Annotated in this window: 22 protein-coding genes and 1 pseudogene; 11 read left to right on the top strand and 12 right to left on the bottom strand. The window is 63.5% G+C overall.

Features of this window, described 5'->3' with window-relative positions; translation table 11 throughout:
* On the bottom strand, positions 1–582 hold the full coding sequence (locus tag IVB41_RS24105) for an SRPBCC family protein (RefSeq protein WP_247435567.1): 582 nt from the start codon (positions 580–582) through the stop codon (positions 1–3).
* Between the two features lie 887 nt (positions 583–1,469).
* Entirely contained in the window at positions 1,470–2,237 is a 768-nt protein-coding gene (locus IVB41_RS24100) for an AAA family ATPase (protein ID WP_247435562.1), read from the bottom strand.
* Positions 2,238–2,499: 262 nt separating this feature from the next.
* Between IVB41_RS24100 and IVB41_RS24095 the strand changes: the two are divergent.
* Positions 2,500–4,571, top strand: a pseudogene (locus IVB41_RS24095) (DUF1217 domain-containing protein).
* 16 nt (positions 4,572–4,587) lie between these two features.
* Here the strand turns inward: IVB41_RS24095 and IVB41_RS24090 are convergent.
* From IVB41_RS24090 to IVB41_RS24080, 3 genes are all read right to left on the bottom strand, one after another.
* Positions 4,588–5,448, bottom strand: coding sequence for a PCC domain-containing protein (locus tag IVB41_RS24090; protein ID WP_247359416.1), 861 nt, complete (start codon positions 5,446–5,448; stop codon positions 4,588–4,590).
* 9 nt (positions 5,449–5,457) lie between these two features.
* The gene (locus tag IVB41_RS24085; RefSeq protein WP_247435557.1) at positions 5,458–7,065 is read right to left on the bottom strand and encodes an acyl-CoA synthetase; all 1,608 of its coding nucleotides are present in this window, start codon (positions 7,063–7,065) and stop codon (positions 5,458–5,460) included.
* Between the two features lie 105 nt (positions 7,066–7,170).
* The gene (locus IVB41_RS24080; protein WP_247435552.1) at positions 7,171–7,668 is read right to left on the bottom strand and encodes a hypothetical protein; all 498 of its coding nucleotides are present in this window, start codon (positions 7,666–7,668) and stop codon (positions 7,171–7,173) included.
* Positions 7,669–7,762: 94 nt separating this feature from the next.
* On the opposite strand from IVB41_RS24080, the gene IVB41_RS24075 reads away from it, so the two are divergent.
* Positions 7,763–8,119, top strand: coding sequence for a hypothetical protein (locus tag IVB41_RS24075; protein ID WP_247435548.1), 357 nt, complete (start codon positions 7,763–7,765; stop codon positions 8,117–8,119).
* 62 nt (positions 8,120–8,181) lie between these two features.
* On the opposite strand, the gene IVB41_RS24070 is transcribed toward IVB41_RS24075, so the two are convergent.
* Positions 8,182–8,979, bottom strand: coding sequence for a lipopolysaccharide assembly protein LapB (locus IVB41_RS24070; RefSeq protein ID WP_247435543.1), 798 nt, complete (start codon positions 8,977–8,979; stop codon positions 8,182–8,184).
* A gap of 246 nt (positions 8,980–9,225) precedes the next feature.
* Here IVB41_RS24070 and IVB41_RS24065 point away from each other — a divergent pair, with 246 nt between their 5' ends.
* Positions 9,226–9,501, top strand: a complete 276-nt coding sequence (locus IVB41_RS24065; protein ID WP_018458006.1) for a GNAT family N-acetyltransferase — start codon at positions 9,226–9,228, stop codon at positions 9,499–9,501.
* A 54-nt stretch (positions 9,502–9,555) separates the two neighbouring features.
* On the opposite strand, the gene IVB41_RS24060 is transcribed toward IVB41_RS24065, so the two are convergent.
* A complete protein-coding gene (locus tag IVB41_RS24060) occupies positions 9,556–9,945 on the bottom strand; it encodes a DUF3597 domain-containing protein (protein ID WP_027518105.1) in 390 nt (129 codons plus the stop codon).
* A gap of 334 nt (positions 9,946–10,279) precedes the next feature.
* On the opposite strand from IVB41_RS24060, the gene IVB41_RS24055 reads away from it, so the two are divergent.
* Complete coding sequence (locus IVB41_RS24055; RefSeq protein ID WP_027567067.1) at positions 10,280–11,188, top strand: DUF2189 domain-containing protein; 909 nt, start codon at positions 10,280–10,282, stop codon at positions 11,186–11,188.
* A 130-nt stretch (positions 11,189–11,318) separates the two neighbouring features.
* Positions 11,319–12,143, top strand: a complete 825-nt coding sequence (locus IVB41_RS24050; RefSeq protein ID WP_247397691.1) for a lytic murein transglycosylase — start codon at positions 11,319–11,321, stop codon at positions 12,141–12,143.
* A gap of 67 nt (positions 12,144–12,210) precedes the next feature.
* Here IVB41_RS24050 and IVB41_RS24045 read toward each other — a convergent pair whose 3' ends face one another.
* Positions 12,211–12,474 (bottom strand): hypothetical protein, encoded by a 264-nt coding sequence (locus IVB41_RS24045; protein ID WP_247435540.1) that lies wholly within the window; start codon positions 12,472–12,474, stop codon positions 12,211–12,213.
* 694 nt (positions 12,475–13,168) lie between these two features.
* On the opposite strand from IVB41_RS24045, the gene IVB41_RS24040 reads away from it, so the two are divergent.
* The 6 genes from IVB41_RS24040 to IVB41_RS24015 all read left to right on the top strand — a co-directional run bounded on the left by IVB41_RS24040 (position 13,169) and on the right by IVB41_RS24015 (position 18,336).
* A complete protein-coding gene (locus IVB41_RS24040) occupies positions 13,169–13,321 on the top strand; it encodes a DUF1127 domain-containing protein (protein WP_007590701.1) in 153 nt (50 codons plus the stop codon).
* A 126-nt stretch (positions 13,322–13,447) separates the two neighbouring features.
* Positions 13,448–14,875, top strand: a complete 1,428-nt coding sequence (gene trmFO, locus IVB41_RS24035) for a methylenetetrahydrofolate--tRNA-(uracil(54)-C(5))-methyltransferase (FADH(2)-oxidizing) TrmFO (protein ID WP_247435537.1) — start codon at positions 13,448–13,450, stop codon at positions 14,873–14,875.
* A 7-nt stretch (positions 14,876–14,882) separates the two neighbouring features.
* Entirely contained in the window at positions 14,883–15,977 is a 1,095-nt protein-coding gene (locus IVB41_RS24030) for a serine/threonine protein kinase (protein WP_027567071.1), read from the top strand.
* A gap of 105 nt (positions 15,978–16,082) precedes the next feature.
* Positions 16,083–16,634, top strand: a complete 552-nt coding sequence (locus IVB41_RS24025) for a CAP domain-containing protein (protein ID WP_035961291.1) — start codon at positions 16,083–16,085, stop codon at positions 16,632–16,634.
* Positions 16,635–16,726: 92 nt separating this feature from the next.
* Entirely contained in the window at positions 16,727–17,140 is a 414-nt protein-coding gene (locus IVB41_RS24020; RefSeq protein WP_027567073.1) for a GFA family protein, read from the top strand.
* 29 nt (positions 17,141–17,169) lie between these two features.
* Complete coding sequence (locus IVB41_RS24015; protein WP_027567074.1) at positions 17,170–18,336, top strand: aminotransferase class V-fold PLP-dependent enzyme; 1,167 nt, start codon at positions 17,170–17,172, stop codon at positions 18,334–18,336.
* Between the two features lie 30 nt (positions 18,337–18,366).
* Here IVB41_RS24015 and IVB41_RS24010 read toward each other — a convergent pair whose 3' ends face one another.
* The 4 genes from IVB41_RS24010 to secF are packed head-to-tail and all read right to left on the bottom strand — an operon-like array spanning position 18,367 to position 21,980.
* A complete protein-coding gene (locus tag IVB41_RS24010) occupies positions 18,367–19,611 on the bottom strand; it encodes a threonine ammonia-lyase (RefSeq protein ID WP_027567075.1) in 1,245 nt (414 codons plus the stop codon).
* A 45-nt stretch (positions 19,612–19,656) separates the two neighbouring features.
* Positions 19,657–20,520 carry a phytoene/squalene synthase family protein gene (locus IVB41_RS24005; protein WP_247435533.1) on the bottom strand — a complete coding sequence of 288 codons (864 nt, stop codon included), beginning with the start codon at positions 20,518–20,520 and terminating at the stop codon, positions 19,657–19,659.
* A complete protein-coding gene (locus IVB41_RS24000) occupies positions 20,517–20,900 on the bottom strand; it encodes an Mth938-like domain-containing protein (protein ID WP_007590678.1) in 384 nt (127 codons plus the stop codon). Before IVB41_RS24000 ends, IVB41_RS24005 begins: the two co-directional genes overlap by 4 nt.
* Positions 20,901–20,960: 60 nt before the next feature.
* Positions 20,961–21,980, bottom strand: a complete 1,020-nt coding sequence (gene secF / locus IVB41_RS23995; protein ID WP_027567077.1) for a protein translocase subunit SecF — start codon at positions 21,978–21,980, stop codon at positions 20,961–20,963.
* Between the last annotated feature and the right edge of the window lie 5 nt (positions 21,981–21,985).

Below are 21,985 nucleotides of genomic sequence, written 5' to 3'. Positions count from 1 at the left end.
TCAGCTTCCGCTCTCGATCTTCTTCTTGAGTGCCTCGAGGCCCGCCTGGTACAGCCCCTTCACCGCCTTGACCGCGGCCTCGTCGCTCAGCTCCGGCGGAGGATCGTTGTTGGGAAAGCCGCGGTAGAACGCGCCAGCCCATTCCAGGGTCGAGGCCTTGCCGTCAGCGCTCGGCGTCACCGTCAACGTCGAGGAGTAATTGGTCACCGGCAGCACCTTCACGTCCACATTGGTGATCCGGTAGGAATAGGTCATGGCGGCCGCGTCGAATTTGTAGAGTTCCTCGTCGACGGTCGCGCCTCCCGTCAGCGTCAGCTTCCGGGTCGCGCCGATCTCGTTGCCTTTCTCGCCCTCGGTCTTGGTGACCGGCGGCAGCCAGCTCATGTCCTGGAAATTGCCAATCGCGGCCCACACCTTGGCCGGGGCAGCGTTGATCTCGATGGATTCGCGCACCTTCTGCCGGGTCGGGCCGTGGGCCCAGGCCGATGTCGAAGCCGGGCCAAACGCCGCCGTCAAGGCCGCCGCGCTCGCGGTCGTCAGCATCGCGGCCAGCACCGTGCGCCGTCCAATCGTCACCCTCATCTCGTTTCCTCATGCGTCTCGTTGGTCGTGCGCGACTTGAGGCGCGCCGCGATCATCCTAGCGCATTTTGGGGCCGAGGGGAGACCGGTTCATGGCGCCGTTACGGCAGGTGCTCGCAGGTCCACAACTCCTTGCGCCGGACGGCGGGCAAAACCCCAATGGAAGGTCAATCACACGGAGCAAAAATAATTCTCTTTATCCGTATTTCGGATTACCGTATAAAAAGCCACCCCAACCCGGGCCGAGGGGCGGATCGCGATCGTCACGAACGCGGGATGGGACGTGGTGGACGCAGGCGGCGTCGGCGCGAAGGGCTTTGCAGGGCGGGAAACCGTGAGCGAAGGCGGCGCGCACACGACCGGTGCAGCCTGCGTACGGCAAAATCGTGTGGTCCTGGCGCCCGGGGTCTGTGCGCCAAGTCTTGCGGTGATGTGGCGGCCCGACCGGGTCCGCACCATCAGTCATCCGCAAGGCGACGGGGGCAATAGTGCATCGCTCCCCGGGGAGATCACGACATAAGCCGTAAAACCACTGCGCAGGGAAGGCCGTGTGTTGGGCTTCACCTGTATGCCGCTGTGCAGCCTCTTGTAGCGCAACCTTCGCACAGTGGACCGTGGGTGCCAGCCGGCACCCGGCCTTCCCTGCGCCCTCGGCATTTTTGAGGGCAAAGAATACGGCAAAGCTCGGGCGCGATGTTGCCGCGAGGAGGCGAAGGTGTGTCTACGATTCAGAAGCGAGTTGGTGGAGAACAACGAATGCTGCTCGCTCCGTCATTGCGAGCACAGCGAAGCGACCAGAGTACCTCCGCGGAGAGACTCTGGATTGCTTCGTCGCAAGGGCTCCTCGCAATGACGACCGAGACAGTGAGTGCCGGTCACGCCGCTCGATCACTCCGCCAGCGTCGTCTCTACGAACCCGCGCGGGTCGTCACAGAACTCCCGCATCACCCGGTAATGATCGGTCTGCTCCACTGTCGTCGGCTCCAGGCCGTATTTCCCGAGCCGAAGCAGTTGTGCGTTGGGATAGGCCATCAGCATCGGCGAATGGGTCGCCATGATGACCTGGCAGATGCGGGAATCCTCCATGCGTCGGAGCAGCTTCAGAAATTCGATCTGGCGCGCCGGCGACAACGCCGATTCAGGCTCGTCGAAGATGAAAATGCCCTGGCGCTGGCAGCGCTCCTCGAAGAAGCGCAGGAATCCTTCGCCGTGGGAATGCGACAGGAAATCGGGGCCGACCTGCCCGGCATCACGTGCGGCCTTGTCGAGATATCGCGCCACCGAGAAAAAGCTCTCGGCGCGAAAAAACCAGCCATTCGTGATTTTCGGCAGCCAGCTTGCGCGCAGCGCCCTGGAGAGTTGGCCACCCATCTTCTCCCGCGCTTCGGAGTGATCGACCGGCATGTAACCCTTGCCGCCACCGGCGTCGTCGTAGCCGGCGAGCGCTGCGATCCCTTCGAGGATCGTCGACTTCCCGGTGCCATTCTCTCCGACGATGATCGTGATGGCGGCGTCGAAGTTGAGATCGAAATCATCCGGAAAGATGGGCAGGCAAAACGGATAAGCCTCGCGATCGCGAACTTGCGACGGGTCGAGCCAGACCCGCTTCAGGTAAGGCGCCGGCAGGTTGATCGTTCGGCTGCTTCTTCGGCTCATGTCCGGTTTCCGATCCATTCCGTCCCGTCGGGACGCCAGAACATATCCGGAACGCAACCCTCGCGAAAGCTGCATTTGAGAAACATACAGCAACAAACCCGACACGCGTGGCGAGGGCAAACTGGAATCTGGAATTGCGGTCCGAAATCGCCTTAGAGAACGCAGCTCTGAGGCAGTCGGCAGGCATGAGACCCGCCCCCACCTCGCGACCCCGCAATGATTGACGGACGTCCGGGACCGTAAGAGCCGCGAGGAGTGCGCGATGGTATCAACGTATTTCAGTTACAGCTACATCACGCGCAATCTCAAGCAGTCCTTGACGCGGGTCGAACAGCAACAGGACGTGGCGCGAGAGGCCGCCTACTACAAAGCCCACATCGGCAAGGTGAAGTCCGTCGACGACTTCATGAAAGACTATCGCTTTATCACTATGCAACGAAGGCGTATGGCCTGGAAGACATGGCCTACGCCAAGGCCTTCATGAAAAAGGTGCTGGAGAGCGACCTCTCCGACGCAAACAGCTTCGTCAACAAGCTGGTCGACAAGCGTTACCGCGAGTTCGCCGCGGCATTTTCCTTCAATGGCAGCGCCACGCCGGTTGCGCAATCGGAGAACCAGACCGATGAGATGATCGGTCTGTACACGGCGACCAGGAAGAGCCAGGTCGATGCACTTACCGGCGACTCGAATTACTACAGCGCCGAAATCGGCAACATCAGCAGTGCAGACCAGCTCCTGAACAACGACCGACTTCGCAATTATGTCTATTCGGCGTACGGCATCGATCAAAGCAAGTGGTCGCGTGACACGATAAGTCAGGTCTTGCGCAGCGATCCGTCCGATCCAAACAGCTACGTCAACACCACTTTCGCTTCTCAGCTGAGTGGCCTCAACGCCGATCTTGCTCAGGCCCGATCGGATGTCACCGCGGCCACTTCAAGGATCGCAGACTACACCGCCCAATTATCGCAACCGGGCGCGAACGTGACCCAGTTGAACGTCCAGATCCTGGTCGAAAAATATCACCTGGAGTCATATGCGAGCAGCATTTCCAGCCTCAGCGACCAGATAGGGACGATTGGCGGGTTCGTCGACCTGGCCGGCGCGTTCGAGTTTTCGCCCGACGGCTCGCTTCCGTCAGGTGTGTCGGCGCAGACTGCTGCAAATGTCACGATCACGAAACAGAAGTTCGACGACAGCAAGTCCGCCGTCTATTCGGCGGCAAGCCCGTTGAACGAAGCTTTCGCAATCAGGCAATTCAGAACTGCCATCCTCAAGATCAATTCAGTCCAGACGTTCGTATCGACACCAGGCGTGTATGATTTTGCGCTGGGAGCTGTCGGCCTCGACCCCGGAAACGTCCCGCCGGCGACTGTCAAGGCCGTGCTCGAAAGCGACCTCAACGACCCCAAGAGCTACGTCTATACCCTCAAGGACAATCGGTATCTGGAGCTGGCACGCGCCTTCAACTTCGACGCAAAAGGCAATCTGACGACCCCCCTGGTGGCTCAGGACTCGGCTGAAGTCCTCCAGATCGCCAAGGACTACGTCATTGGAGCGGCGAAGAGCGCAAGCACGGCAACTCCCCAGCAGCAGGCCGCGGTTCGGGCACAGGCCACGAAGGATGCGTCGGAATATCAGCAAGCCATCGCCGGCATCGACAGTGTTTCCGATCTCCTCGCAAACAGGCCGATGGTTGATTTCATTCTCCTGGCCAAGGGCCTGGATCCCAAGAAGGTCAGCACCGAATTTCTCGGGAAGGTCTTCAGCTCCGATCTGAACGATCCAAAGAGCTTCGCGAACACCGAGAGCGATCCTCGCTTTGCCGAAATCGTCGCGTCGTTCAATTTCGACAGCAAGGGCAACGTCGCGCGTCTTCCGATGATGGGTCCACAGAAGCGGGATCAGTTTCGGGAAACACAAGCGAACTATGTCGAGCAAAGCCTGGAGCAGCAGCAAGGCGATGCGAATCCCGGCGTGCGCCTGGCGCTCTATTTCCAACGAAAGGCGGGGGACATCACGTCCGCGTACGACATCCTTGCGGACAAGGCTCTTTCAGAGGTGTTCAGGACCACCTTCGATTTGCCTGACTCGATGGCGGCGATGCCGATCGATCAGCAGGCCAAGTTCGTGGACAGGTTCATGAAGATCAAGGATCTGTCCGATCCCGCGAAGGTTACGAAGCTGCTGAACCGTTTCTCCGCCATGTATGACATCAGAAACAGCCAGAGCACCGGCCAGGGTCAATCCCCTCTGCTCAACCTCTTTCAGGGATCCGGTTCGGGGATCAGTGACTCCACGTACTTGGCCATTGCCAAGCTACGCACCCACTGATGATCGCTCGCCGGGACTAGCCCAACACCTCGAGCACCAGCTCCATGGTCATCAGCACGGGATTGTCGCCACGGATCAGACGGCCCTCCGCCAAGCCGCCGGTGTAGTCGATCAGGGCAACGTCGAGTGCGGCTTCGAGCGCGCCGGAGGAGCCCACCGCAATCGTGCCGCCGGTCACCGCAAGCTCGGTCGCGAAGGGTTCGGTCACGCCGCCATGGCTGAAGCGAGCGCCGATGGTCGAACCAACACCGCCATGGATCTTGGCGCGCGCGATGCCGTGCGCGCGGCAGAAGTCTTCGAGACAACCGGCGAAATCCTGGTTGGGGCGCAGCCGCAGCGCGAAAGCGCGGCTGGTCGTGCGTGCGCCGGTGCTCGCAGCCGCCACCGGCCCGAACAGCTTGAAGTTGGTTTCGGAATCGGGCTCTGCGCCGAACATCGCACCATCGATACCGAAGGCCTTGACCTCGAACGGCTCCGCGACATCAGTCTCGTCCGGGAGCATGTGGCCGCCACTGGCGCGGCCATCGGCCTCTGTCCACAGCCCATGGCAATGAAAGAACGGCGCGCCATCGCGCATGCCCAGCGTCATGCTACCGAGCCTGGTGCGCGTCACGCCGCTCGGCCGGAATGTGTCGCTATAGAACGCGGCGTTCTCATTGGTTTTCGACAGCGCCGGCATGACATAGCCGAACGGCCCGAGCGTGCCGTGCCCGAAGTTGAGCACACCACCGGCAAATCCCTCAGCGGCAAAACCGCGGCGCGCCGCCTCCAGCAGCGGCAGACCTGCTTGAAGCGTGAAGGAGAAAGCGCGTCCCCTCGCCTCCACCCATTGGATGCGTTCGGCGACCGGCACGCCGGGCTGCTTGATGCTGCGCATCACCTTCGCTCAGCCCGTCCTTGTCTTGTCGAGATCGAGCAGCCCGCGCGCCTCGAGCTCGTCGCGAACCATCCGTTTGGGAATCTTGCCGTAGCCGGATTTCGGCAAGGCCTCCCAGAAGAAGAACCGCTTCGGCATCTTGTAGCGCGGCACCTTGGGCGACAGGAACGCCGCCATCTCCGCTTCACTCACCGGCTTGGCGCCATCGCGGGCGACGCAGACGGCCACGCCGACCTCGCCCCAGGTTGCATCGGGCACGCCGAGCACCGCGACCTCGCCGACGCAAGGATGGGTCAGGATTTTCTCCTCGATCTCGCGCGGATAGATGTTGGAGCCGCCGGAGATGTACATGTCGGAGGCTCGTCCCGTGATGTAGACGAACCCCTCCTCGTCCATGTGGCCGAGATCGCCGGTGCGGAACCAGCCGTTGCGGAACGCCTTCGCGTTGGCCTCGGGATTGTCGTAGTAGCCGGCCAGCACCGCGGGGCCGATCACGCAGATCTCGCCGCTCTGGTTGGCGCCGAGTTCACGGCCCTCGTGGTCCTGGATCGAGACCTGCATGCCGGTACGCTCGAAGCCACAGGTACCGATCTTCGCGTGCGGCCCGTCCTCGGGATCATGCAGCGCCGCCGGCAGCACCGTGATGTTGCCGGTCACCTCGCCGAGACCGAAATACTGCACGATGACCTTGCCGAGCTTCCTCAGCGCAGCCTTCTGGTCCTCGCGATACATCGGCGCACCCGCATAGATCACCTGGCGCAGCGAGGAGTGGTCGTATTTGTCGGCGGCGGGATGCTCGACCATCATCTTCAGAATGGTCGGCACCACAAAGAGATTGCTGACCCGATGCGCCTCGATCAGGCGGAACGCCTCGTCGATGTCGAATTTCTCCGTCGGCAGCAGGACCGTGCACACGCCGCGCGCGGTCTGAACCAGCTGATGCACGCCGGCGCCATGCGACAGCGGCGCCACCACCAGCGAGGCATCCGCTTCGGTGACGCCGGGCGTGAGATCGGCGAGATGGTTGGTGACGACAAAACCCATCTGGCCGTGGGTGAGCACCGCAGCCTTGGAGCGGCCGGTGGTTCCCGATGTGAAGAAGAACCAGCAGGGATCGTCGTGCTCGACCGCGACGTTCTCGACCATCGTGCCGGCGCGCGACGCAACGGCATCCGCAACCGACGTTTCGGCAAATGGCGCCCGACCGTCGATGCTCCAGGTGAATTCGAGCGCGCCACCGCTCACGGCCGCGGCGTGCTCGGGAAAATCGACGTGGCACAGAAACGCCTTCGCGCCGGAGGCCTGCGCAAGATAAGTCACTTCGTCCGGCATCAGTCGGAAATTGGTGGGTACCCAGACGGCACCGAGCCGGAACGCCGCGAACATCGAGAAAAACATCTCGTCGCCGTTCTTGGAATGGACGAGGATACGGTCGCCCTTCGCGATGCCGCGCGCCGCGAGGGCTGCCGCCAGCGCCGAGACCTGCGCATCGATCTCGCGCCATGTCCAGGATTTGTCGCCCCAGACGAAACCGGGACGCGCCCCATGCCGCCGCGCATTCTGGGTCAGCATGTGAGCGAGATTCATGACGCGGCGGGACATGCGCAGGGGCTGCATCGGGCTTCCTCTTCAGCGGCGGACGGCACGCGAGCCGCCCGCTCATTGCAGCCCATTTATCGCCATCGCCCACGACCTCGCAAGGCCGTCGGCCGCACGCCTGCCCTACGGCTGCTTGAACGCGAACGGCGTAGCCGTGATGGCCTTCTCCTTGACGCAGGCCTGCGCACCAAAGCCGCCGCAATAGCTGCCATGCAGATCGAAGCGGATGGTGCGCCCCGCACCCCGCTTCGTTGGCTTCGGCTTGATCTCGTAGCTGCGGACATGGCCATCGAAGACGGGTTGCACACTGCCGTCCGGCAACGTGACCAGGATGTTCATGACGCAGCCGCCGGTTCCGCAATAGGTCGTCTCGCGATCGCCGCATTTGGTGTCGCGGAAATCGACGATGTAGTCATCGCGGCCGTCACCGGTCAGGTCGATCCTGCGCACCGTATCGACCGCAAAAGTCACCGCGTCGCCGCCCTGGCTCTCGCATTCCTCGTAGGCGTAGCGCACTGCCTTCTGCACGCCGGGCGGATAGTCGGCGGGATTGAACGGCTTTGCGTTGTCGGCGCGCGTAGCGGTTGCGAACAGTACGAGCAGGAGGATCAGATATCGCATTGGCATGGGTCGTCAGCGCAGCCGCGATCGTTCAGGAAATTTTAAACATGATCGGCGCACCCTTGGTCAGTTTTCGCGTAAAGAGTGCCGCATCATGGTCAAAGCGCCCGCCCTCCTCCTGTTATCGCTGGCGCTTGCCGGATGTGCCGTGGGCCCACAAGCGCACCTCGCCTCCGATCCCGCTTTCAAGCCTGCGCGTTACGCATGGGACGGCGCCGGCGAAAATCCCAATCATTCGCGCGCTGCCTCAGAGCCGACACGGATCGCCCGATCCGAGCGCAACAGGTCGCAAGCCGGGCTTCAGCCCTATTCGAAGGAATGGTGGCAGGCGCAGGACGGCATCGAGGCGGAACAGGACGCCAGGGTCAACCGTTCCCTCGTCATCTGCCAGGGGTGCCTGCGCCCGCAGGCGCAGCCGGAGGATTCCAGGCTCGCCAAGGCGACCGATTGAAGCATCCGGACTCTCAGGACTGATGGAGGTGCAGCCTCGTCGTCGCGAGAAGCGGCCGAGAGCTACAACGCCCCGAGCTTCCGTAACGACTCCTGCGCCGTCGCCAAGCCCGGCTTCAATTCCAGCGCCTTCCTGAAATCGGCGATCGCGCCCTGTTTGTCGCCGAGCCGCAGCTTGGCCTGTCCGCGGTTGTTCCACGAGAACACGTCGGAGGGATCGTATTGCAGCGCCTTGTCGTAATCGGAAACGCCGCCCTTGCTGTCGCCCTGATAGAGCCGGATCATGCCACGATTGCGCCAGCCGCGCGCGTCGGTCGGCGCAACACGGATCGCCTCGCCATAATCCGCGGCGGCGCGATCAAGCTGCTCGCTGTCGCGATAGACGTTACCGCGGTCGATATAGGCGAGCAGATCGGGCGCAAGCTTGATCCGCACGGTGTAGTCGGCGATGGCGTGCGCCATGTCGCGCCTGCGGTAATACACCAGTGCGCGATTGGCATAGGCCATGGCGTATTTGGGATCCCGCTTGATCGCGGCGTCAAAGTCGGCGAACGCACCGTCGAGATCGCCCTTGCTGAAACGCGACTCGCCGCGATTGCCGTAGGCCAGCGCCAGCGAGGGATCGAGCTTGATCGCCTGGTCGTAATCGGCGATGGCGCGATCGTAGTCGCGCTTGAAACTGTAGATACGGCCCCGATTATTGTAGGCGCAGGCATAGCCGGGGTCGAGCTTGATCGCCTCGTCGAGATCGGACAGCGCCGCGTCGAGCTCACGCTTCTCGGTGAGGCCATGACCGCGATTGCAATAAGCGCCGGCGAGCCGGATCCGCTCTCGCTCTTCGTTTCGATCACGGTCGAGCAAGCCTTGATCCGTTCGTCCGGCGTGCTGGCCAATCCGACGCAGGCCTCCCAGGCCGGACCGCCGGCCGCCAACGCCGGAGCCGGAGCCGGAGCCGGCGAGATGAGCGCGGCGAGCAGCGCGATGAGGCTGAGCGGGACACGCATTTTCCGGATATCTCCCCTGCGGCAACCACTCTTGGTCGCACCTTGGCAAGGGCCGGTTCAGACGCCTAGATCAAAGGCAAGCAGCAGGTCGGAAGGATTTTCCATGGCGCCATCGGTACGGGACAACAAGGACAGAAGCCGCTTCGAGCTCGATGTCGGCAGCGAGATCGCCTTCGCCAATTACCGGCTGACGCCGTCGGCGGTGATCATCACCCACACCGAGACGCCGCGTGCGCTGCGCGGCCGGGGCATCGGCTCCGAACTGGTCAAGGGCGCGCTGGAATTGATCCGCCGCGACGGCAGGAAGGTGATCGCCGGTTGCGGCTTCGTCGTCGACTATCTCGATAGGCATCCGGAAGATGCGGATCTCGTCGCCTGAATGCAAAAAGGGCCCGCGCGATTGCGGGCCCTTGAATTGCGACCGGGCGATCGGTCAGTGCTTGATCTCCGGCGGCAGCTTGCCGCCATTCGCCGCGAGCTTGGACATCACCTGCTTGTGCAGCCAGACGTTCATGGTCGCGGAATCGTTGGTGTCGCCGCTGTAGCCGAGCTCCTTGGCCAGGTCCTTGCGCGCAGCGAGGCTGGAATCGATGTCGAGCGCCTTCATCAGGTCGACGATCGAGGTGCGCCATTCCAGCTTCTCGCCCTTGTGCGCGGCGGCCGCCGCGTCGACGATCGAGGCAACGTCCACCGTCGCCGCGGGCGCCGATCCGCTCGGCGCGGCCCCTGCTGGCGCGCTGCCCGACGGTGCGCTGCCTGCGGGCGCGGCGGAAGCTGGCTGGCTACCGAAGATCGCGCCCATAATTTTCCCGAAAATGCTCATGTCTGCTCCCCGAAAAGGACCCGCTGGAGGGCCTTGAGTGGCACTTATAGACCAAGTTGCGTCGTTGCACCCGCAAAGTTCCGCGGACCAGCAAGCAGCATCAGCTTATCTACGGCGAAATGACGACCGAATGACATCATCGAGGTTGCGCTGCGGCATCGAATCTCACCCAAGCGTGAGGGACAGGACTCGCAAATGGGCGTACGCTCGACATTCAGTTCGCGTGCCATCCGGAATTCGAGCGTCTGGTTGGGAATCGCGAAACTCAGAATAGCGGCCGCTTGCGCCGTTTGCTGGCGCCAGATGCGGCCGCATGGCAAGGGAGCTAGCGACCATGGCCACACTCTACCAGGGCAATGTCCCCACCGTGGCCCAGACCGCAGAAGCGGCTGGACCGGTGATCCGAACCATCCAACTCTCCGATCTGCACGATGCGCTCAAGCGCGGCTGGGACGATTTCAAGGCGGTGCCGAGCCACGCCATCATCCTCTGCGTGATCTATCCTGTGCTGGGCCTCGTGCTCGCCCGCGTGGTGATGGGCTATTCAGTGCTGCCGTTGTTGTTTCCGTTGGCCGCGGGCTTCGCGCTGATCGGCCCGTTCGCGGCGCTCGGTCTCTACGAGCTCTCCAGCCGGCGCGAGCGCTATGAGGAGGCCAGCGCCTGGGATGCCATGGAGGTGCTGCGTTCGCCCTCCTTCGGCGCCATGCTCGGTCTGGGCGCGCTGCTGCTGGCCCTGTTCGTGACCTGGGTTGCGACCGCGCAGGCGATCTACGTCGCCGCTTTCGGCTATGAGGGCGCGTCCGGGATCTCGGATTTTCTGACGCGCGTTCTCACGAGCCGGCAAGGCTGGTGGCTGATCGTGGTCGGCTGCGGCACCGGCTTCCTGTTCGCCCTTGCCGCGCTCTGCATCAGCGCCGTGTCGTTCCCGCTGATGCTCGACCGCCATGCCGGCGCGTTCGAGGCCATGGTGACGTCGCTGCGCGTCGTCGCGAAGAACCCGGTGCCGATGGCGGCCTGGGGCCTGATCGTGGCCGTCCTGCTGGCGCTGGGCACGATTCCGGCCTTCCTCGGCCTTGCCGTGGTCGTCCCCGTGCTCGGCCATGCGACCTGGCATCTCTACCGCAAGGTAATCGCCGCCGATCCGGGCGCGCGTCCGGTGCCGCCTCCGCCGCATCGTCCACGCAAGCCGGCCGCCGACTTCCCCGCCAACCTCTTCCCCTGGCGCAATCGGAACGACGCCTGACGATTTCGTGACGTGCGATCCTGCCCCGGAGCGGGCAGGATCGCGCACTGTCATACGCCTTGCTTTGGCCGCGGTTTCCATCGAGATTGCGCCCGCCGTTCAGATCACTTCACGGAATTTATTTGCTCGAATGACCCCGACGATTTCTCGTCTCGCCCTCGCAGCCTTAGCCATCACCGCATCCATCCTATCCGCTCAGCCAGCGCTCGCCGCGGTTGCCTGCGGTTCGGGCAATTTCGACGCGTGGCTTGCAGACTTCAAAACCGACGCCGCGACCAAAGGCGTCTCGCAACAGGCCATTTCCGCCGGGCTCGCCGGTGTGACGCTCGATCAGAGCGTGCTCAACCGCGACCGCTCGCAGAAGGTCTTCAGCCAGACCTTCGAGGAGTTTTCCGGCCGCATGGTGCCGCCGCGCCTGACGCGCGGCTCCAACATGATGAAGCAATACGGCTCGGTGCTGTCGCGCATTGAGCAGACCTACGGCGTGCCCGGCGAGGTGCTGGTCGCGATCTGGGGTCTCGAGACCGATTTCGGCGTCAATACCGGCAAGTTCGCGACCATCCGCTCGCTGGCGACGCTGGCCTATGACTGCCGCCGTGCCGAACAATTTCGCGCCGAGCTGTTGGATGCGCTCCGCATCGTCCAGCGCGGCGACCTTGCACCGGCCGACATGAAGGGTGCCTGGGCCGGCGAGCTTGGCCAGACCCAGTTCATGCCGTCGTCATGGATGAAATACGCCGTCGATTTCGACGGCAATGGCAAGCGCGATCTCCTGCACAACGCCCCCGACGTGCTCGCCTCCACCGCGAACTATCTTGCCGGTTATGGCTGGCAGAAGGGCAAGGATTGGCAGCCAGGCAGTCCGAACTTCGCGGTGCTGCAGCAGTGGAACAAGAGCGAGGTCTATTCGAAGACCATCGCTTATTTCGCCACGCAGCTCGCGCGCGCCCCTTAGCAGCCCCTCGTCAAAACGCGTAGGGCCGATCGCCTGACGACCGGCCCTCTCTGTGCGTTTTTTACCCCTATTTGCCCATGGTGGCGTGCATCGCCTTGTTCAGATGCGCGCCGCACGCACCCATTTTGCCGTTGAGCAGCGAGTCCTGCGCGGCCGCGATCTCCCTCTGCGCTACGAATTTGCCGTCACCATCGGCCATGTTCTCGATCGCGGTCTCGGTCTTCTCCAGATTGGTCGAACTGCAGCCGCCTGCGGCGTGCTTGGCGGCTTGGGCCGGCGCGACGGCGAACGCGACAGCGGCAATTGCGATAACCCCGAGTAACTTCGTCATGACGTTACCTTCCTTCTCTTATTCTTGGGCCAGAGCCAGCGACATTGCCGGAGTCTGCGACATCACCTCCTCCGCGCGCCGCAACTTGACGCAATGAATTCCCCGCGAGAATTGCGTGATGTTGCGTGCCACGCAGAGCCACATGCAAAATTTCTGATTTTCGTTACACGCTTGTAATCAACGGCACGCGTTCGGCTTGTGTGCACCGCGCGCGGGGGTTGGGGCTGACCAAGCGGAATGAACTCGTCCCTGCCTGGCCGCCGTTCGTCACGTCGATCCGCCGGCGTGGGGTGAATCGCCGGCCACAGTGGAAAGGTGTCCGCGCAGGCCGTCGAGATGAACTCAAGTTCACTTTTATACTTCACCGAGCATGCGATTCGCGCATGCGAAACTTGGGTATAGGAGCTATTAATCACCTTGCGACGACCGGAAAGCAGCCTATTTGACTTTTGAATGGAACCGGCTGAGCTAAGATTAAATCCGTGAATTAACGGGCAAATTTAACAACATGCCCCCTGTTTCGCCTACGCTTTGGGCGGGAGTGCTTTCGGGTTAATCGTCCGTTACCAGTGCCATGCATTGAGCGCTTAGCTGCATCGCAACAACGGAACTTTCGCACTGCACCACTCTCACCTATATTCATTTCAACGATGAGGCTCGGGCAAGAGCTGAATCGAACTACAGGAGACTACCAATGCTGCTCTCGCTCATCCGTATGATCCAGGCTTTCCGGGACTATCAGCGCAATGTTGCCGAGCTGTCCCAGCTCAGCGATCGCGAATTGGCCGACATCGGCCTCGATCGCTCGGACATTCCGCGCGTTGCCGCCGGTCAGTATCAGGGCTGATATCGTTCAGCCCTCAACCGGACGAACCGATAGCGCCCGCCTCGTGCGGGCGTTGTCGCATCCGGAGGCAGAAAACTCGATCTCGGCGATTCCACTGACCGCCGAAAAGCGCTACCTGTCCGCCCCATGACAGGACCCCAATCAAATACCGTGCACGTGATCGGCGCAGGCCTTGCCGGCTCCGAAGCCGCCTGGCAGGTGGCCAAATCCGGCGTGCCCGTGGTGCTGCACGAGATGCGGCCGACCCGCACGACCGAGGCACACCGCACCGACGGGCTTGCCGAGCTCGTCTGCTCGAATTCGTTCCGCTCGGATGATGCCGCCAACAACGCCGTCGGCCTGCTGCATGCCGAGATGCGCCGCCTCGACTCGCTGATCATGCGCGCAGCCGACGCCAACCAGGTGCCTGCCGGCGGCGCGCTGGCGGTGGACCGCGACGGCTTCTCCGCGGCCGTCACCAAAGCGCTTAACGACCATCCCCTGATCGAGATCGCGCGCGGCGAGGTTGCAGGCCTGCCGCCCGCCGAATGGAGTAACGTCATCGTTGCGACCGGCCCCCTCACTTCGGCGCCGCTGGCCGACGCGATCCGCGAGCTGACCGACGAGAACGCCCTCGCCTTCTTCGACGCGATCGCACCGATCGTGCACCGCGAATCCATCGACATGTCGGTGGCCTGGTTCCAGTCGCGCTACGACAAGGTCGGCCCCGGCGGCACCGGCGCCGACTACATCAACTGCCCGATGACAAAGGAGCAGTATGACGGCTTCGTCGCAGCGCTGGTCGCCGGCGAGAAGACCGAATTCAAGGAATGGGAGACCAACACGCCCTATTTCGACGGCTGTCTGCCGATCGAGGTCATGGCGGAACGCGGCCCCGAGACTCTTCGCCACGGGCCGATGAAGCCGGTCGGCCTCACCAATCCGCACGATCCCACCACTAAGGCCTACGCGATCGTACAACTGCGCCAGGACAACAAGCTCGGCACGCTCTACAACATCGTCGGCTTCCAGACGAAGCTGAAATACGGCGAGCAGCAACGCATCTTCCGCACCATTCCGGGGCTGGAGAACGCCGAATTTGCTCGCCTCGGCGGCCTGCATCGCAACACCTTTCTCAACTCGCCAAAGCTGCTCGACGGCCAATTGCGCCTGCGCGCGCAGCCGCGGCTGCGCTTTGCCGGCCAGATGACGGGCTGCGAGGGCTATGTGGAATCCGCCAGCGTCGGCCTGATTGCTGGCCTCTACGCGGCAGCGGACGTGCGCGGCGAGACGCTTGCGAGTCCGCCGGTCACGACGGCGCTCGGATCCCTGCTCGGCCACATCACCGGCGGCCATATCGAGACCGTCGAGCCCGGCACGCGCTCGTTCCAGCCAATGAACATCAATTTCGGCCTGTTCCCGCCGCTCGCCAGCGCACCGACGAAGAAGCCCGACGGAAGCCGACTGCGCGGCAACGAGAAGACGGTGGCCAAAAAGCAGGCGATGAGCGCGCTGGCGCTCGCCGATCTCGATCGCTGGATCGCTGATCACCTGCGCATTGCCGCTGCGGCGTGAGTTTTCGATGAACCTTCCCAAAGACGACGCCGCAACACTCTCGGCGCGCTGGACCGAGGGCGTGCTGCTCAAGCGCGACGTGTTCTCGACCGTCGAACGCGGCCGCTTCCGCGACGATGACGGCGAGGTCGACGCGGTGCTGCGCCGCCTCGACGAGGCGCCGTGGTGGTCATTCCTTTTGGCGCGCCATCTGTTCGCCCGTGAGACGCATGCGCTGGCACTCGCCAAGGGGCTCGATGTCGGCCCCGAGCTGCTGTGGGCCGGACGCCGCGCGCTGGTGCGCAGCTTCGTCGATGGTGTCGCGCTGCATTTGGCGAAACCGCATGGCGACCTCGCCTATTTTCGCTCGGCCAAGGCCGCGCTGCGACGGCTGCGCCGCGCCGGCATCTGCCACAACGATCTTGCCAAGGAACAGAACTGGCTGGTCGGCCGCGACGGTCGCGCCTATGTGACCGACTTCCAGCTCGCGGCCTGCTTCGACCGGCGCGGCCGGCTTTACCGCATCTTGGCCTATGAAGATCTCCGGCATCTGCTCAAGCACAAGCGCTCCTACGCGCCCGAGGCGCTGACGCCGCGCGAGCGGAAAATCCTGGCGAAGAAGTCGTTCGCCGCCAGCCTCTGGCTGGCTACCGGCAAGAAGGTTTATCGGGCAATCACGCGCGGCCTGTTCAACTTCACCGACCGTGAAGGCGGCGGCCGAAGGCTCGTCAACGACGCGCCGGTGTTGGCGGAATTGATCCGCAAGAACCCCGCCGTGCGCGACACCGCCATCGTGGCCTTTGCCGACCGCCGCTCCGGCGTCGGGCTCTATGCCTTCGTCGAAGCCGATCAGGCCGCGCTCGAAGGCCAATTGCGGAACGAGCTCAGCGCCGCCAAAGGGCCGAAGCCCCCGGAACACATCCAGGTCGTGCACGCGCTGCCACGCAACGCCGACGGCAAGCCGCGCACGGAGATTCTGCAACTGGTCGCCATGAACCAGCTCGACCTGATCGAGCCGATGATGAAGAACGACCAGGACCGCGCTTTCCTCAAGGACATCTTGGAGCAGCGCAAGAACCTGCGCGACCGCTTCAATTTCGAGGCCGACCTGCCTGCCGGCTAGTGTGGATCACGCCTTGAAGCGTCCACATTGGCGATAGAGAAGCGATCCGATAATTCGAACTTGGCGGCGGGGCTTGGCGGGGTCATGGGCACTCGGGGGACGATGATGCATCGTGTGGTTGGCGGCCTGATCGCCGGCCTTCTGCTGCTCGCCGCCGCGCCCGCAATGGCCGAGTCCCCGGCCGAGCTGATCTCCAGCTTCCGCCTCAAACATGGAGAGGTCCGCGTCGTCCGCGATTCGACCCTCGACCGCATCGCAATGGACCAGGCGCGCGCGATGGCGACGAAGGACGACCTCAGTCACGACGCCCTCGGCCCGTTCAACCGCCGGGTCGCACCGGCCGGCGCAGGCCGCGCCGCCGAGAACATCGCCTACGGCTACGACAATTTCGAGAAGACCCTGGGACAGTGGATCGACTCGTCGGGACACCGCAAAAATTTGCTGCTGCACAACGCTTCCCGCGTCGGGATCGCGAGCGCGAAAAACGCCAGCGGCAAACGCACCTATTGGGCGATGGTGATCGCCGGCGACTACGAGCCGAAGGGCAAAGGCAAGAAGGACAAGGAGCCCCTCGTTGCCGTGAAACGCGAAGCCGCTCCTGCGAGCAAGCCCAAATCCGGCGGCTGCCACATCAAGCTGCTCGGCCTCTGCATCTGAGGCGAGACGCCACGCCGGAAGCATTGTTGCGCGCGCTTCTCCGACCGGCCAATATGACCGCGCCGCTATCCTCAACCAACCTGAGGCGATCAATGGCCAAAAAATACACCGCTCAATGCGCCTGTGGCGCAATCAAGTTCGAATTCAGCACCGATCCGTCCTTCATCGCCAATTGTCATTGCAACGATTGCAAGCGCGCTTCCGGCGGCGAGATGGCGACCTTCTTCGCGGTGCCCGAGGACGATTTCACGCTTCTCTGCGGCAAGCCGAAGGCGTTTCACTACATCGCCAATTCCGGCAAAGGCCTGGATCGCAATTTCTGCCCGGAATGCGGTTCGCGGGTCTTTACCACTAACCTCGATAGCTTCCCCAAGACGTTCTTCGTCCAGTTGGGCAGCCTCGACCGGCCCGACCTCGTCGCACCGAAGCTCGAGATGTTCACCAAGCGTCGCATGTCGTGGAACACGCCGCTCAACCTGCCGCAGTTCGAGGAAATGCCGCACTGACGCGACGATAGTCCGAGCCGGAGATTGACTTGATCAACATCGAGCGAGTACGTGCCGACACGCCAGCCACTTCCAGACTTGCGTATCTGCACAACGCGGGGGCGGCTCTCATGCCTGTCGCTGTCGCCGAAGCCATGAAGCAGCATATCGATCTGGAGAGCGAGGTCGGAGGCTATGCCGCCGCCGACCGTGAGGCGCCCCGGCTTGAATCCGTCTACGGCTCAGTGGCGCGCCTGCTGAATGCCGCACCCGATGAGATCGCCCTCATGGAGAATGCGACGGTTGCTTGGCAGATGGCGTTCTACGCGCTTCCATTTCGTCAGGGCGACCGGATCCTGACCGCCGAGGCGGAGTACGCTGCCAACTATGTCGCCTTTCTCCAGGTCGCCAAGCGAACAGGCGTCGCGATCGACATCGTGCCGAGCGATGCTAGCGGCGAGCTCGACGTTGACGCGCTCGAAAGCATGATCGATGAGCGCGTGAAACTGATTGCGATCACATGGGTTCCGACCAATGGCGGGCTGGTCAATCCGGCTGCGGCCGTCGGCAAGATCGCGCGAGCGCGAGGCATTCCTTATCTGCTCGACGCCTGCCAGGCGGTCGGACAAATGGCGGTCGACGTCGAGGCCATCGGCTGTGACATGTTGTCGGCGACCGGTCGCAAATTCCTCCGCGGCCCGCGCGGCACCGGTTTTCTCTACGTCCGCCGGGCGATGCTGCAGCGGCTCGAACCGCCAATGATCGACCACTTCGCCGCACCCTGGGTGTCCCGGGACGCTTACCGGCTGCGTGACGATGCGCGCCGTTTCGAGACCTGGGAGAACAACTACGCAGCCCGGCTTGGGTTGGGCGCGGCTGTCGATTATGCCCTCGATATCGGCATAGGCCCCATCGAGCAGCGTTGCCGCATGCTGGCGGACCGCCTCCGGGGCGGCCTTGCGTCCATTCGCGGTATCAGAATTCGTGACCTCGGACGCGCTCCGGGAGCCATCGTCAGCTTCACGGTGGACGGGTACGAGGCTGAAGCGGTCGTCAGCAACGCGGCCGCAGCCGGCATCACGATCGGTGCCTCAGATCCGTCGAGCACGCGCATCGATGCCGAAATTCGCTCGCTGCCGCCGGTGGTGCGCGCCTCCCCGCATTACTACAATACGGAAGCCGAGATCGATCGGTTGATCGTCCATCTGGCGGTTTGACGCCGCGATAGCGGCGGGCGCGCGCACAGCTCAGGTACAGCGCGCACTCAATCCGGATGCCCCAAGCTTCGCCATGACCTCGTCGAGATGGGCGCTGTCGCGGGTCTCGATCACCAATTGCAGCAACGTTGCCTTGGCTGGAAGATCCGAGAAGGTGCGCTGGTGCGAGACCTCGATGATGTTGGCGCCGGCCTCGGCCAGCAGTGCCGCGACCGCAGCCAGTTGGCCAGGCCTGTCGGGGATGTCGAGCGACAGCTGGGTGAGCCGCCCCTCACGCGCCAACTCGCGGGTCAGGACTGATGCAATCAGCCGCGTGTCGATATTGCCGCCGCTCAGCACCAGCCCGACCTTCTGGCTGGCGAAACGGGACGGGTCGGACATCAGTGCGGCGAGACCGGCGGCGCCGGCGCCTTCGACAACCGTCTTCTCGATCGAGATCAGGGTTGCCACCGCGCGCTCGAGCTCGGCTTCGTTGACGAGCGCAATGTCGTCGACAAGGCGGCGGACGATTTCGGTCGTGAGCTTGCCGGGCGACTTCACCGCAATGCCTTCGGCGAGTGTGTCGCCACGCGCCGGCAGATTGCCGTTATGGATGGCATTGTACATCGAGGGGTAGAGCCAGGCCTCGACGCCGAGGATCCGCAGCGACGGCTTGATCGATTTCGCGGCAATGGCGATCCCGCTGATCAGGCCACCGCCGCCGATCGGGACGACCAGCGTATCGAGCTCCGGCACGGCCTTGAGTATTTCCAGCCCGACCGTGCCCTGCCCCGCGATGACAAGCGGATCGTCATAGGGATGGACGAAGATCATGCCGCAGGCTTCGCCGTGGCTGCGCGCATACGCGGCCGCCTCCTCGAGCGTGGCACCCGTCACCACCACCTCGGCGCCGTGATGCCTGGTGTTTTCGACCTTCACCATGGGTGTGCCGACCGGCATGACGATGGTGGCGGGAATGCCGAGCCGCTTGGCGTGATAGGCGACGCCTTGCGCGTGATTACCCGCCGACATCGCGACGACGCCTCGCGCGCGCTCCTCCGGCGTCAGCGCCGTGAGGCGGTTGAGCGCGCCGCGCTCCTTGAACGAGGAGGTGAACTGGAGGTTCTCGAATTTCAGCCAGATGTCGCAGCCGCAGATATTGCTCAGCGTGCGGCTGTAGCTACAGGGCGTCTCGACGACGGCGCAGCGGATCGTCTCGGCAGCGGCATGGATATCGCTCAGCGAGATCGGAAGGCCGCTGAGATCAGTGGCGATGCTTTGGGACAACTCAGCCATGGGACAGCATAGGGCATTTGGCAGTTTGAGGCGATAAGCCAACCGCTATTTGGTAAATTCCCGGGCACGCGAGGCCCGCCACAGCGTCCACAGCGTGCGCAGCCGCGGCGATTGCTCCGGCGTGAACGGATTACGCCCGGGCTGCGACAAGCGCTTGAGGTCGGCCCGTACCTGGCTCAGCGGAAGGAACGCTGGACGCACGGATGCCGGCACCTCCACCAGCAGCGACAAGGCCGTCGTCAAATGTTGCCGCGCCTCGCCCGAGAGTTGGTCCAGCGCGGCGCGCAAGTTTGGCGTCTCCTTGCCGGCGAACACGTCTTCCACGTCGCAATCGTGGCTCGCCAGCACCTGCTGCGGCAGGAACAATTGCCGGCGCGCCGCATCGCGCGGCAGATTGGCGATGACCTGTACGATGCCCTGCGCCAGCCCGGCATGGCGGGCGAGATGCTCGGCCGCCTCCGACGGTGGTCCCATGATCCGGGCGGCGAGATCGAACAGCGCCGATGAGGTCGCCGCGAGGTAGCCTTCCAGCGCCGCCATTGTTGGCATTGGGTCGTTGTAGAGATCGAATTGATGCTCGTCGGCGAGCAGCGACAGCGGCTCGACCGGCAGGTCGAAATCACGGATTGCGCGGAGAAGCTCCGCCGCTACCGGATTGCCCTCGGCGCTGCCATGCACCTGGCCCGACAGCATGTCGGTCCACCATTGCAGGCGGATTTCACCGGGCAAGGGCTGGCTCACCTGGTCGCGGACGCGGACGATCTCGACATTGAAGGCATAGAGCGCCAGCAGCGCGCGACGCTCGGCAGCGGGCGCGAACAGGGTCGCGGCATAGCGCGGAAAGTCGTGGCTGCGTACGAGGTCAGCGCAGAACGCGGCAGAATCCGGCGCCGGCGCGGAGCCACTCATGGCACGGCGATCAGCGCGGCCGCGACGCGCCGCCGTTCGCCGATCATGATGTTGTAGGTGCGCACGGCGGGACCGGTCTGCATCGTGTCCAGAACCACCCGCGCCGCTTTGAGCGCCTGGCGCAGTTCCGCTGGCGGCAGCCAGACCCCGGTTCCGGTGCCGATCAGGAGCGTGTCGATGCTGTTAGCGGACTTGAAGACTCGATCCAGCGAATAGCGGTCGATCTTCGCGGGGTCCGTTATGTCCCAGGCCCAGATCGCGTCGGGCAGGCAAAGCAGCGATCCCCGATGCGACATGCCGGCAAAGGCAAAGCCGCCCTTGCCATAGGCTTCGATCGGCGCCGAGCGGGGGAAATGCGGTGCGTTGGGATCGCCGGCCATGAGCTTCGTCCGAATGAGCTTACTGCCCTCGCAAACTCCTGCGAGGGCATGCGGTTCGGATCATGCCTTGCTTTTCTTCGCCGGCGTAGCCTTATCGACCGCATCTTCGCGATGCTCGCCGACGCCGAGATAGATCAGGATCGGGGCTGCAATGAAGATCGAGGTATAGGTGCCGACCAGCACCACGCCGAACATCATGACCGCGGTGAAGCTGTGGATGGCATGACCGCCGAACAGCAGCAGCGCCAGCAGCGCCAGCGTCACGGTGAAATGGGTGATGATCGAGCGCGACAGCGTCGAGTTGATCGATTCGTTGAGAAGCTGCGGCATCGGCATCTTCTTGTAGCGCCGCAGCATTTCACGGATGCGGTCGTAGATGACGACGGTGTCGTTGAGCGAATAGCCCAAAATGGTCAGAAGCGCCGCGATGCTGGTCAGGTCGAAATCGACTTGGCTGATCGACATGAAGCCGATCGTCAGCACGATGTCGTGCACGTTGGCGATCATGGCCCCAAGCGCGAACTGCCACTCGAAGCGGAACCAGAGGTAGACCAGGATCGAGACGATCGCCAGCATCAGGCCGAGCATGCCGTAGGCGAGCAATTCGCCCGATACGCGCGGTCCCACCACCTCGACGCGGCGATAGTCGACGGAATCGCCAAGCGCGGTGCGGACCTTCTGCACGGCCTCCTGCTGTGCGGCGTCGCCGCCCGGCTGCTCCGCCACGCGGATCAGGACGTCCGCGGGGCCGCCGAATTGCTGCAACTGGACTTCGCCGAGACGCAGGCCATCCAACGTCGTACGCATCGCCGCAATATCGGCGGTGCCAGACTTGGCCTGCACCTCCAGCAGCGTGCCGCCGCGGAAGTCGATGCCGAAATTCAGTCCATGGGTGAAGAACAGCGTGATCGCGACGATCGACAGCGCCGCCGAGATCGGGAAACTGATCCGGCGAAACCGCGTGAAGTCGAAATGAGTATCGTCGGGGACGATGCGCAGCGACGGCAGCCAGCCGAATGCCGCAACCACGGTGAGGATGGCAATGAGGACGCCGAGCCCGATGAGAACGGTGTGATTCACGATCA

Source organism: Bradyrhizobium sp. 44, assembly GCF_023073095.1.
Taxonomy (GTDB): Bacteria; Pseudomonadota; Alphaproteobacteria; order Rhizobiales; family Xanthobacteraceae; genus Bradyrhizobium.
The sequence above is the reverse complement of the archived record's forward strand: the minus strand, read 5'-3'. Positions and strand labels throughout refer to the sequence as shown.